We start from the raw sequence: 11814 nt of genomic DNA on the forward strand, positions 1-11814 counted from the left end.
CGCTCACCCCACGGAGCTGAACGCGTCGTTCATCTTCTTCGCCGCGTCCTTCGAGGCCGCCGCGACGTCCTTCTTGCCGCTGATGACCTCCTGGAACATCGTCGGCAGGACGAGCGAGGCGTCGATCTGGGACCAGGCGGCCGAGGCGGGCACGAACTTGGCGCCCGAGGCGAGGGTCTTCACGAAGGGCGCGACGAACGGCTGCTTCTTCGCGACCGCGTCCCGCACGTCGCTGTACGTGGGCAGGAACCCCATGGCGTCGAAGAGCTCGCTCTGGGTCTTCTTGCTCGCCAGCTGCTCCATCAGGTCGACGGCGAGGGTGCGGTGCGAGGTGCTCTTCAGGACGCCGATGTTGTTGCCGCCCGCGAACGCCGGGGCCACGGAGCCCGGCTTCGCGCCGGGCAACGGCACGACCGCGTACTTGCCCTTGATCTTCCCGGCCTCGATCGCGGCGTGGCTGAAGTCGCCGCCGATGGCCATGCCCGCCTTGCCGGAGGAGAACGCGGTGACGGTGTCGTTGCCGGTCATGCCCGCGCACTTGGCGGCGGGACAGTTGTCGGCGCCGAACAGCGAGGTGTAGGCCTTGATGCCCTTCCGGGCGGCCTCGCTGTCGATGCTCGCGGCGTAGGAGCCGCCCTTGCCCTGGGCGATCTCGCCGCCCTGGGACCAGATGAAGGGCATCGCGCCGTATGTGTAGGCGCCGCCGACCACGAGTCCGTAGAGGCCGGGATCGGCCGCGCGGATCTTCTTGGCGGTGGAGATCAGTTCGGCCTGGGTCCTGGGGGCTTCGAGGCCGAGGCCCTTGAGGATGTCGGTGCGGTAGTAAAGGGCGCGTACGCCGACGAAGAACGGGGCGCCGTAGATCTTCCCGTCCACCGTCACGGACTGCTTGGCGGTCGGGTCGGTGTCCTTGGCCTCGCTCCAGTCGGCGAACTCCTTGGTGACGTCGGCGAGTCCGCCGTCCTTGACGTAGCCGGCGGTGTCCGTGTTGCCGTACTCGATGACGTCGGGGGCGCTCTTCGGGTCGTTGAAGGCGGCCTTCATACGCTGGGCGCGGGTCTCCACGGGGATGTACTCGATGGTGACCTTGGTGTCCTTGTGGGCCTTCTTGAAGGTGCTGACGGCCGCGTCGACGACCTTCTCCTTCGGCCCGTTGTTGACCTCCTGGAAGAGCCAGACCCGCAGCGTGCCGGTCTTCTCGTCCTTTCCGGAGGAGGAGTTGCCGGAGGTCTGGGGGGCGCAGGCGGTGGCGACGACAAGGGCGGCGAGGGCGACGGCCGTTCGGGCGGGGAGCTTCACGGGCAGCTTCACAGAGAGCTTCATCGAGCATCCTCCGATGGGGGGCGTTGCAACATACGCAATGGCGGTTTCGCTCTGCACAACACACCGGAGGCTATGGACTACATGAACATGTCCACAAGAGGTCTCCACCACTCTGTGACCACGGGGCGCACCCTGTGCAACGGCAACCGGCGCGAAGACCGCCGGCGCACACGACGCAAAGGCCCTCGGGGCGCGCCGGAACGCGCCCCGAGGGCCTTGTGATCGTCGGGCCGCCGGTGCTCGGCGGCGCCCGTTACTTGTCCTGGCCGCCCTTGCCCTTGTCGCCGCCGGCGCCCATGGACTCGTAGATCTCCTTGCACATGGGACACACGGGGTACTTCTTCGGGTCGCGGCCCGGGACCCACACCTTGCCGCAGAGGGCCACGACGGGCGTGCCGTCGAGGGCGCTCGCCATGATCTTGTCCTTCTGGACATAGTGGGCGAAGCGCTCGTGGTCCCCGTCGCCGTGCGACACCTGCGGCGTCGGCTCTACGAGGGTCCCCGTCCCAGTGCCTCGCTGGGGCTGGGTCTCAGGCTCAAGAGTGCTCATGAAAGCCAAGGGTACTGAAGGTCACGGACATCAGTTGAGTGAAGGGTCGTCCGGATACGTCGCCACCATCGCGAGTTCGTTGCGCTGGCGGCGCAGGACCTCGCGCCAGAGGCGCTCCGGGGACGGGGAGGAGACGTCTCCCGGTTCGGATTCCACCACGTACCAGGCACCCTCGGTCAGTTCGTCCTCCAGTTGGCCGGGGCCCCAGCCCGCGTACCCGGCGAAGATTCTCAGGGAGCCGAGGGCCGAGGCGAGAAGTTCCGGTGGGGCCTCCAGGTCGACGAGGCCGATCGCGCCGTGCACCCGCCGCCAGCCGAGTGGCGCGCGCTCCCCGGAGGCGACGCCGCCCGGGATCACCGCGACGCCCAGCGCCGAGTCCAGCGACACCGGGCCGCCCTGGAAGACGACGCCGGGTTCCCCGGCCAGGTCGGCCCAGGCCTCCAGGATGTCGCTGACGTCCACCGGGGTCGGCCGGTTGAGGACGACACCGAGCGAGCCCTCCTCGTCGTGGTCGAGGAGCAGCACCACCGCGCGGTCGAAGTTCGGGTCCGCCAGGGCGGGCGTGGCCACGAGCAGCCGCCCTGTGAGCGAGGACACCTCGGTCATGCCAGACATGATCCCGCATCTTCCCCGGGTAGGGGGACCCAATACCCGTACCCGAGTGAATGCAGCTCAGGGCGCAGAGGAGCGTCCCCCGCGCACACCGTCACCGGTGACCCCGTGTGCCCGATTCGGAACGGTTCGTGTTGTGGCAAAGCTATGACGTTGCTGGGTGGTCCTTGGGCTTACTTAAGGGGGGTGGGCGGCGATTACCCTTGCTCTTCGGCTCCCGCCCAACCGGCCTGCCGACGCATTTTCCTGCCCAACTCATCGGAACGCGAGATACATGACCGTCAACGGCTCTGACGATGTACTGCTTGTCCACGGCGGAACCCCGCTCGAGGGCGAGATCCGTGTCCGCGGTGCGAAGAACCTCGTACCGAAGGCCATGGTCGCCGCCCTGCTGGGCAGCGCTCCGAGCCGACTGCGCAATGTCCCCGACATTCGCGACGTGCGCGTCGTGCGCGGGCTGCTGCAGCTGCACGGCGTGACGGTCCGTCCGGGTGAGGAGCCGGGCGAGCTGATCCTCGACCCGTCGCACGTGGAGAGCGCGAACGTCGCCGACATCGATGCCCACGCGGGCTCGTCGCGCATCCCGATCCTCTTCTGCGGCCCGCTGCTGCACCGTCTGGGACACGCGTTCATCCCGGGTCTCGGCGGCTGTGACATCGGCGGCCGGCCGATCGACTTCCACTTCGAGGTGCTGCGGCAGTTCGGCGCGCGGATCGAGAAGCGGGCGGACGGCCAGTACCTGGAGGCTCCGCAGCGGCTGCGCGGCACGAAGATCCAGCTGCCGTACCCGTCCGTCGGCGCGACCGAGCAGGTGCTGCTGACGGCGGTGCTCGCGGAGGGCGTCACCGAGCTGTCCAACGCCGCCGTGGAGCCCGAGATCGAGGACCTCATCTGCGTACTGCAGAAGATGGGCGCGATCATCGCCATGGACACCGACCGGACGATCCGCATCACCGGTGTGGACTCGCTCGGCGGCTACACCCACGCGGCCCTCCCGGACCGCCTGGAGGCCGCCTCCTGGGCTTCCGCCGCGCTGGCGACCGAGGGCAACATCTACGTCCGCGGCGCCCAGCAGCGCTCGATGATGACGTTCCTGAACACCTACCGCAAGGTGGGCGGCGCGTTCGAGATCGACGACGAGGGCATCCGCTTCTGGCACCCGGGCTCGCAGCTCAAGTCCATCGCCCTGGAGACGGACGTCCACCCCGGCTTCCAGACCGACTGGCAGCAGCCGCTGGTGGTCGCCCTGACGCAGGCCACGGGGCTGTCGATCATCCACGAGACGGTGTACGAGTCCCGCCTCGGCTTCACCTCCGCGCTGAACCAGATGGGCGCGCACATCCAGCTCTACCGCGAGTGCCTCGGCGGCTCGAACTGCCGCTTCGGCCAGCGCAACTTCCTGCACTCGGCCGTCGTTTCGGGCCCGACCAAGCTCCAGGGCGCCGACCTGGTCATCCCCGACCTCCGCGGCGGCTTCTCGTACCTGATCGCCGCCCTCGCGGCCCAGGGCACCTCCCGCGTCCACGGCATCGACCTGATCAACCGCGGCTACGAGAACTTCATGGAGAAGCTCGTGGAACTCGGCGCGAAGGTCGAACTGCCGGGCAAGGCGCTCGGATAACACGGCCGGCGCCCTGGCCACAGTTCCAGGCGTACGTACGACGATGGGGCGGCCCCCCGGTCAAGGGGGCCGCCCCATTGGCGTTACTGCGGTTCGTGCGCCGTCCCGTGGCACACGGACGCGGCTTACTTGCCCTTGGCCGCTTCCTTGAGCTTGCTGCCCGCGGAGACCTTCACGCTGTAGCCGGCCGGGATCTGGATCGGGTCGCCGGTCTGCGGGTTGCGCGCGGTGCGAGCGGCACGGTGGGTGCGCTCGAAGGTCAGGAAGCCGGGGATGGTGACCTTCTCGTCGCCCTTGGCGACGATCTCGCCGACGGTCTCGGCGAACGCGGCCAGAACGGCGTCGGCGTCCTTGCGGGTCACCTCGGCGCGGTCGGCCAGCGCGGCCACCAGCTCACTGCGGTTCATGTTGTTACTCCCGTGTTCTTCTTGCCGTTGAGGCGTGCCACGCGGCGGAGCCGCATGTTGGATGCGGCGAAGCCGATGCTGCCAGGGCCCTCGGTCGGTCCCCGGACCCGGGTCCGTAGCCAGACCCTCGCGCCCGAAGACGCATCCTGCCCCCACCTGCGGCGGGAAAGCCAATCCGGCACCCCTGGGAGTCACACGAAAAGCGCCACTGCCTCAGTGTGGTGACGCTCCGTCCGCTCCCGGCAGCGGACCGCAGGGCCTGGGAGGCCTGAGCCTGGCCGCCACCCTAGAGGGCCGCCAGGGACCCCGCATCCCGCGACGCGCCGACGCGCGGCCGTCGTGGCGATCGTCACAGCAAGTCACACCGCCACGACCACCGACGACCATCATCCGGCGGACGCCTGCCGGCCCGTCCGGCGTTCGAGGACAAGGCCGTCCAGCGTTCGAGGACAAGGCCGTCCGGGCCGACGCGGGGGCCGGGGGCGGCAAGCCCCCGGCGACGCCCGCACCGGCGCCGAGTGCCCTACTCCGCCGCTGTCACACCCGCCGCCTTCGCCGCGGAGCGCACCGCTCCGGCGACCGCGCCCGCGACCTTGTCGTTGAAGACGCTGGGGATGATGTAGTTCGGGTTCAGCTCGTCCTCGGTCACCACGTCCGCGAGCGCGGCCGCGGCGGCCAGCATCATCTCGGTGTTGACCGTGCGGGACTGGGCGTCCAGGAGGCCGCGGAAGACGCCCGGGAAGACCAGCACGTTGTTGATCTGGTTGGGGAAGTCGGAGCGGCCGGTGGCGACAACTGCCGCGGTCTGGCGGGCGATTGCCGGGTCGACCTCGGGGTCGGGGTTCGCGAGCGCGAACACGATGGCACCCTCGGCCATGGCGGCCACGTCGTCGCCGTCGAGCACGTTCGGGGCGGAGACGCCGATGAACACGTCGGCGCCGCGCACGGCCTCCTTCAACGTGCCCGTGAGGCCCTCGGGGTTGGTGTTTTCGGCGATCCAACGCAGTGGCGAATCGGAGGCCGCGCCGACGAGGTCCGCGCGGTCCGCGTGCACGACACCGTGGATGTCGGCGACGACGGCGTTCTTGACGCCCGCGGCGATGAGCAGCTTCAGGATGGCCGTACCGGCCGCGCCCGCGCCGGACATGACGACCCGGATGTCACCGATGGCCTTGCCCGCCACACGCAGGGCGTTCGTGAGCGCGGCGAGGACGACGATCGCGGTGCCGTGCTGGTCGTCGTGGAAGACGGGGATGTCGAGGGCCTCGCGCAGCCGGGCCTCGATCTCGAAGCAGCGCGGCGCGGAGATGTCCTCCAGGTTGATGCCCGCGAAGCCGGGGGCGATGGCCTTGACGATCTCGACGATCGCGTCGGTGTCCTGGGTGTCCAGGCACAGCGGCCAGGCGTCGATGCCGGCGAAGCGCTTGAAGAGGGCCGCCTTGCCCTCCATGACCGGGAGGGCGGCCTTGGGCCCGATGTTCCCGAGGCCGAGCACGGCCGAGCCGTCCGTCACGACCGCAACGGAGTTGCGCTTGATGGTGAGGCGGCGGGCGTCCTCGGGGTTCTCGGCGATCGCCATGCACACGCGGGCCACGCCCGGGGTGTAGATCATGGAGAGGTCGTCACGGTTGCGGATCGGGTGCTTCGACTGCATCTCGATCTTGCCGCCGAGGTGCATGAGGAACGTACGGTCGGAGACCTTGCCCAGCGTGACGCCCTCGATGCCGCGCAGCTGCTGGACGATCTCGTCGGCGTGGGCCGTGGAGCTCGCCGCGATGGTGACGTCGATCCGGAGCTTCTCGTGGCCTGAGGCGGTCACGTCGAGGCCGGTGACCGAGCCTCCGTGGGACTCTACGGCCGTGGTGATCTGGGAGACCGCGGTTCCGCTCGCGGGCACCTCCAGTCGGACCGTAATCGAGTAGGAGACGCTGGGCGCCGTTGCCATGGCCGACTTCCTCTGCTTTCACCGTGTACTGCTGGGTCGCGCTGTCTCGCGGGTATGCCGTCCGATCGTCGCACCTACCCCTCAGTACGTGGTAGCCGCCCCGGATTGCGAACGTTTTGTTCGCAGGTAGGGCGCGCGCTTTCGGAAGACAACTTCCACCATACGAGAGTACGTGAACCTCAGGGGAAATGGTCGGCCAACGGGAGCCGACAACGAAAGAGGCTCACGTCAGGTGACGTGAGCCTCTCCTCGTTCAGTGACACCGACCCGCCATGCTCGCCTCGCGGCAAGTGGTCGCTCGTAGCGACGAAGGTTGGGCCCGGGGGCTTGGATCGGGCCGGTGTCACATCCACGGTAACAAACGATCCCCGTAAGGCAATTCCCACCCCGAGAGTTCATCTGGGGCGTCGGCCCCGGCGGGGGTCAGTCCCGGAGCAGATCCGGCACCCCGTTCGCGTCGGGTTCGTCGCGGTCGCCGGAGACGATCGTCAGCTGCTGCGTGGCCCGGGTGAGGGCGACGTAGAGCACCCGCAGCCCCGCGGGCGACTCGTCGGCGATCTCCGCCGGCGAGACGACCACCGTCGCGTCGTACTCCAGTCCCTTCGCCTCCAGGCTCCCGAGCGCCACCACCCGTTCGCCGAGCCCGGCGAGCCAGCGGGCGGCCTCCTCGCGCCGGTTCATGGCCACCACGACGCCCACCGTGCCGTCCACCCGGTCCAGCAGCCGCGCGGCCTCGGCGCGCACGGTCTGCGCGAGCGAGTCCCGTACACCGGCGCCCGCGTTGTTCGTCGCCACGAAACGCGGCTCGACCCCGGTGGACCGTACGGCCGAGGGGGACTCGGAGCCGGGCATGGCGAGGGCGAGGACCTTGGCGGCCAGCTCGGCGATCTCGGCGGGGTTGCGGTAGTTGACGGTGAGGGTGAAGCGGCGCCGGGGACGGCTTCCCAGGGCCTCGTCACGGGCCTCCGCGGCCTCGTCGGGGTCCGACCACGAGGACTGCGCCGGGTCGCCCACGACGGTCCAGGTGGCCTGCCGGCCGCGTCGGCCCACCATCCGCCACTGCATGGGCGTGAGGTCCTGCGCCTCGTCGACGATGACGTGCGCGTACTCGACGCGCTCCTGCGCCAGCCGCTCGGCCCGCTCACGCTGCGACTCCTCGCGTACGGGCATGAGCTCCTCGAGACCGGTGAGCTGGTCCAGCGGGTCCAGCTCGCGGCGTTTGCGGGGCCGGACGGGCATGCCCAGGATCGCCTGGAGCTCGTCCAGCATCGCCACGTCGTGGACGGACAGCCCGTCCCGTTTGAGCGAGCGCGCGACCCGGCGCACCTCGCCGGGGTTGAGGATCCGGCGCGCCCAGCGGCCGAGGCGCCGCTCGTCGGCCATGGCGGCGAGGACGCCCCGCGGGGTCAGCTCGGGCCACCACGCGTTCACGAAGTCGATGAAACTGTCCTCGGAGGCGACATCCTCGTCGAAGGACGACCGCAGCTCGGCGGCCAGCTCCGGGTCCGCGTGCCGCGTACCGGCCCCGGACTTCGCCCACAGCGCGTCCAGGAGCAGTTTGCGGGCGCGCGGGCGCAGCAGGTTCACCGGCGCGGTCCCGCTCAGCGCGTTGTGCTTGATGCGGTCGAGCTCGGCGGCCTCCAGCTCCAGGCGCCTCCCGAAGGCGACGACGCGCAGGCGGGTGGGGGTGCCCCCGGGGATCTGGGCGGCCTCCTCGCCGAACGCGAGCTGCTCCGGCCTTTCCCCGCCGGCGGTGGACCGGCCCGGGTTGCCGCCGGGAGTCTCCAGCGCGCCCCTGGCGGCCTTCCGCAGCACCTTGAGCATCCTGTACGAGCCCTTGGCGCGGGCGACGGCCGGAGCGTCGTACAGGGTGGCCTCCGCACCGTCGACGAGGGAGCCGATGGCGCGGATGGCGACCTGGCCCTCTTCGCCGAGGGAGGGCAGCACGCCCTCGGTGTAGGCGACCAGGAGCGGGGTCGGGGAGACGATCAGGATGCCGCCCGCGTACCGGCGGCGGTCCTGGTAGAGGAGATAGGCCGCCCGGTGCAGGGCCACGGCCGTCTTGCCGGTGCCGGGGCCGCCCTCCACGTAGGTCACCGACGCGGCGGGGGCGCGGATCACCAGGTCCTGTTCGGCCTGGATGGACGCCACGATGTCCCGCATGGTGTGGCTGCGGGCCTGGCCGAGCGCGGCCATCAGGGCGCCGTCGCCGATCACCGGGAGTTCCCGGCCGTCGAGGGTGGCCTTGAGCTCGGGGCGCATCAGGTCGTCCTCGACGCCGAGGACCTTGCGGCCCTTGGAGCGGATGACCCGGCGGCGTACGACGCGGCCCGGGTCGACCGGCGTCGAGCGGTAGAAGGGGGCCGCGGCGGGCGCCCGCCAGTCGATGACCAGCGGCGCGTAGTCCGCGTCCAGCACCCCGATGCGGCCGATGTGAAGCGTCTCGGCGATGGAGGCGTACTGGCCGGTCTCGTCCACCTGTACGACACCCTCGGCCGGTTCGACGGCCGTGTAGGCGCCGTCCGGACCCTTCTTGCCGTCCTTCCCGAGCAGCAGGTCGATCCGGCCGAAGAGGAAGTCCTCGAACTCGTTGTTCAGGCGATTCAGATGAATCCCCGCGCGGAACACCTGGGCGTCGCGCTCCGCGAGCGCCCCCGGTGTACCGACCTGGCCGCGCTGAGCGGCGTCGTTCATCAGGAACTCCGCCTCGTGGATCTTCTCCTCGAGGCGCCGGTACACCCGGTCCAGATGTTGCTGCTCGACGCTGATCTCACGATCCCGTACGGAATCGTCCTGTGCGGAATCGTGGATCTGGTCGAGCGCGGTTTCCTGCTGAGCCTGAGCGGCCACCGGGCCCCCTTCTGACGTGCTGGGCAGCCGTCAACCGTACGCGAAGGGGACCCCGTGAGGCTACGTGCGCGCCCTGAGACCGCTCACACGTTCACCTCGACGAGCCGCTTCCCGTCGAAGGTCATGACCTCGAAGTGGTCGATCTCGTTCGGGTTGAAGGCCGCGCCGCCGTGGACGTAGAGGGGCTTCTTCGCCTCTTCCGTCTTGGCGTTCGCGATGCCGTAGCCCCAGTTCGGAACGGCCCAGGAGGTCACCGTCTCGCGCTCGCCGTTCTTGCCGACGGCGATCAGGGAGCACTTCAGCGGGCCCTTGACGTTCTTGAGCTGGAGGACGGCGTGGGTGCCCCAGTCCTTCTTCTCGATCGCGACGACGGCGTTGACCTTGGTGCTCGGGTCCGTGGCCGACTTCTTGTCCGTCATGACGTCGAAGGCTGCCTTGGCCGGGCTGGTGGCCATGGCCGAGTCGGGCGACGCGGTGGTGCTGGTGGTGCCGCCGCCGTTGACGGCCATCACCGTCAGCGGGCCGCCGATGATCAGCGCCGCCGCGGCGGCTACGAGGTAGAGGCCGCGCCGGCGCTTGACCGCGCGTCGCTCCGACACCTCGTCGACCAGCCGTTCCGCGAGCCGTGGGCTCGGGCGTGCGGACAGCGACTCGCCGATGGCGGGCGTGCCCTGCGAGGCGGGCAGATCCGCGAGCGCGGCGAGCATCGGTTCCATCCCGGCGAGCTCGTCGAGCTGCTGGGCGCACCATTCGCAGGTGGCGAGATGGGCCTCGAAGGCCGTCGCCTCGGCGTCGTCGAGGATACCGAGGGCGTAGGCGCCGACGGTTTCGTGAATGTTGTCACCAGGGTTCTGTTGTCCCCGTGGTCCCTGCATGGCTCCTGGCCCGCCCGTTCCGTAACCCCCGTATGTGTTCATGCCGTCACCCCCCGCTCCTCCAGCGCCAGCTTCATCGACCGCAGGGCGTAGAACACCCGGGAGCGCACGGTGCCGCTGGGTATGCCGAGCGTCTCGGCCGCCTCATTGACCGTACGCCCTTTGAAGTACGTTTCGACCAGAACTTCCCTGTGAGCAGGGGTCAGGTCGTCCAGCGCGTCCGACAGTGTCATCAGCCACAACGCCTTGTCGATCTCGTCCTCCGCGGGGATGACCTCCAGCGGTGACGGGTCCACCTCCTGCGGCCGGGCCTGCCGGCTGCGGTGGCCGTCGATGACGATGCGCCGGGCGACCGTCACCAGCCAGGGTCGTACCGAACCGGTCGCCCGATTGAGCTGACCGGCGTTCTTCCAGGCACGGATGAGTGTTTCCTGCACAACGTCCTCGGCACGCTGCCGATCCCCCGCGACCAGCCGCAGCACGTACGCGAGCAACGGACCCGCGTGTTCCCGGTACAGCGCACGCATCAGCTCCTCGTCGGGTTCGTTCGACGAAGCCGACGCAGATGGATTCATGCGATGTCGGGCCCTTGACCTTCGTTCATCAGCCACGGCGGAATCCTTGCGCACGCCTACCTCCGGTGTCCGGGGGATCCCCCAGTCGGTCGCTCGTCCCGGAGTACGTGTCTGGGCGTGCGCATGTTCAAAGAGGTAGGACATATTTCTTGGAAGAGTTGTGAAGGATGTTTGTTGATCACCGCACGCGATCGACACATCACATACGGGTGAAGCGAAGGCTCCGGATACTGTGACGCGTTTCATACACGGTTTATGCGCGTCATACACGTGTATGCGCGTCATGCACGGTTCACGCGCGGGCGAGGGCCGCCCGGCGCCGATGCCGGGCCACCCGCTCCCGGTTTCCGCACACCTCGCTGGAACACCACCGCCGGCGCCGCCCCCGGGAGGTGTCGAGGTAGACGATCGGGCAGTTGTCCCCCTCGCACTGTCTGAGGCTCGCGCGCGCCACCGGGTCGGTGAGCAGTTCGAGGGCGTCGCGTGCGATGACGGCGAGCAACCCGGGGCGGCCGGGCGGGGTGTGCAGCCGGCGCCGCAGCGATCCGTCGTCCGCGCGTACGGCCCAGGGGGCGGGCGGGGCGGCGAGCGCGACGGCGTTGACGCGGGCGAGCGCGGTGTCAGCGGGCCGTGCGTCCAGCTCGCCGCGGACCAACCGGGCGACATGGCCGCGCAGTTCGCGAAAGCCCACGAGCCAGGAGAGGTCGGCCGCCGCGAGCGGGGTGCCCGCGGGGACGAGCCCGGAGCGGGTGATCCAGGCGCGCAGCCGGTCCACCGAGTCGAGCCGTTCCTCGGGGTGGGTGGTCGCGAGGAGGTCCAGGCAGATCCGCCCGGAGTCGAACCTCAGCTCGTACGAGGCCGTGGCCATGCCCGATGCCATGTGCCTGTCACCGCCTTGGGGTTACCGCCGTGAGGGGTCGGTAGGGGCGTACCCCCTACAGTGCATGGCTGCACCCGCGACCGGAAGACCTGTGCCGGTCAGGGGGTGGACGTCCGCTTATGAGACCGCGCGCCTCGGCCATGTCCGGCGCCGGACCACGCCGGTTGACTCGATGG

General features: G+C 69.8%; 10 protein-coding genes. 1 reads left to right on the forward strand and 9 read right to left on the reverse strand.

Annotated elements, in window-relative coordinates; translation table 11 throughout:
* Nucleotides 1–3: 3 nt before the first annotated feature.
* The 3 genes from ACZ7M2_RS07050 to ACZ7M2_RS07060 all read right to left on the reverse strand — a co-directional run bounded on the left by ACZ7M2_RS07050 (nt 4) and on the right by ACZ7M2_RS07060 (nt 2479).
* Nucleotides 4–1323: an extracellular solute-binding protein gene (locus tag ACZ7M2_RS07050; RefSeq protein WP_471594441.1), complete on the reverse strand. Its 1320-nt coding sequence runs from the start codon at nt 1321–1323 to the stop codon at nt 4–6.
* Between the two features lie 253 nt (nt 1324–1576).
* Entirely contained in the window at nt 1577–1873 is a 297-nt protein-coding gene (locus ACZ7M2_RS07055; RefSeq protein ID WP_075029065.1) for a DUF3039 domain-containing protein, read from the reverse strand.
* Nucleotides 1874–1903: 30 nt separating this feature from the next.
* Entirely contained in the window at nt 1904–2479 is a 576-nt protein-coding gene (locus ACZ7M2_RS07060) for a YqgE/AlgH family protein (RefSeq protein WP_054229660.1), read from the reverse strand.
* A 280-nt stretch (nt 2480–2759) separates the two neighbouring features.
* Between ACZ7M2_RS07060 and murA the strand changes: the two genes are divergently transcribed.
* Nucleotides 2760–4106, forward strand: a complete 1347-nt coding sequence (gene murA, locus ACZ7M2_RS07065) for a UDP-N-acetylglucosamine 1-carboxyvinyltransferase (RefSeq protein ID WP_067379861.1) — start codon at nt 2760–2762, stop codon at nt 4104–4106.
* Between the two features lie 125 nt (nt 4107–4231).
* Here murA and ACZ7M2_RS07070 read toward each other — a convergent pair whose 3' ends face one another.
* The 6 genes from ACZ7M2_RS07070 to ACZ7M2_RS07095 form a co-directional block, all read right to left on the reverse strand.
* Nucleotides 4232–4513, reverse strand: coding sequence for an HU family DNA-binding protein (locus tag ACZ7M2_RS07070; protein ID WP_007382399.1), 282 nt, complete (start codon nt 4511–4513; stop codon nt 4232–4234).
* Between the two features lie 523 nt (nt 4514–5036).
* On the reverse strand, nt 5037–6458 hold the full coding sequence (locus tag ACZ7M2_RS07075) for an NAD-dependent malic enzyme (RefSeq protein ID WP_471594442.1): 1422 nt from the start codon (nt 6456–6458) through the stop codon (nt 5037–5039).
* A 423-nt stretch (nt 6459–6881) separates the two neighbouring features.
* A complete protein-coding gene (locus tag ACZ7M2_RS07080; RefSeq protein WP_471594443.1) occupies nt 6882–9308 on the reverse strand; it encodes a HelD family protein in 2427 nt (808 codons plus the stop codon).
* A gap of 83 nt (nt 9309–9391) precedes the next feature.
* Nucleotides 9392–10183, reverse strand: a complete 792-nt coding sequence (locus ACZ7M2_RS07085; protein WP_471594444.1) for an anti-sigma factor family protein — start codon at nt 10181–10183, stop codon at nt 9392–9394.
* A gap of 38 nt (nt 10184–10221) precedes the next feature.
* Nucleotides 10222–10758, reverse strand: a complete 537-nt coding sequence (locus ACZ7M2_RS07090; RefSeq protein ID WP_054229655.1) for a sigma-70 family RNA polymerase sigma factor — start codon at nt 10756–10758, stop codon at nt 10222–10224.
* Nucleotides 10759–11050: 292 nt separating this feature from the next.
* Nucleotides 11051–11638, reverse strand: a complete 588-nt coding sequence (locus tag ACZ7M2_RS07095) for a CGNR zinc finger domain-containing protein (RefSeq protein WP_352049000.1) — start codon at nt 11636–11638, stop codon at nt 11051–11053.
* Nucleotides 11639–11814 lie beyond the last annotated feature (176 nt).

It is taken from the genome of Streptomyces sp. NPDC111507, assembly GCF_055638955.1.

What these genes read in the sequence shown, in the direction of transcription:
- ACZ7M2_RS07050 (WP_471594441.1), bottom strand. Translation starts at nt 1,323, where the DNA reads ATGAAGCTCTCTGTGAAGCTGCCCGTGAAGCTCCCCGCCCGAACGGCC.
- ACZ7M2_RS07055 (WP_075029065.1), bottom strand. Translation starts at nt 1,873, where the DNA reads ATGAGCACTCTTGAGCCTGAGACCCAGCCCCAGCGAGGCACTGGGACG.
- ACZ7M2_RS07060 (WP_054229660.1), bottom strand. Translation starts at nt 2,479, where the DNA reads ATGACCGAGGTGTCCTCGCTCACAGGGCGGCTGCTCGTGGCCACGCCC.
- murA (WP_067379861.1), top strand. Translation starts at nt 2,760, where the DNA reads ATGACCGTCAACGGCTCTGACGATGTACTGCTTGTCCACGGCGGAACC.
- ACZ7M2_RS07070 (WP_007382399.1), bottom strand. Translation starts at nt 4,513, where the DNA reads ATGAACCGCAGTGAGCTGGTGGCCGCGCTGGCCGACCGCGCCGAGGTG.
- ACZ7M2_RS07075 (WP_471594442.1), bottom strand. Translation starts at nt 6,458, where the DNA reads ATGGCAACGGCGCCCAGCGTCTCCTACTCGATTACGGTCCGACTGGAG.
- ACZ7M2_RS07085 (WP_471594444.1), bottom strand. Translation starts at nt 10,183, where the DNA reads ATGCAGGGACCACGGGGACAACAGAACCCTGGTGACAACATTCACGAA.
- ACZ7M2_RS07090 (WP_054229655.1), bottom strand. Translation starts at nt 10,758, where the DNA reads ATGAATCCATCTGCGTCGGCTTCGTCGAACGAACCCGACGAGGAGCTG.
- ACZ7M2_RS07095 (WP_352049000.1), bottom strand. Translation starts at nt 11,638, where the DNA reads ATGGCATCGGGCATGGCCACGGCCTCGTACGAGCTGAGGTTCGACTCC.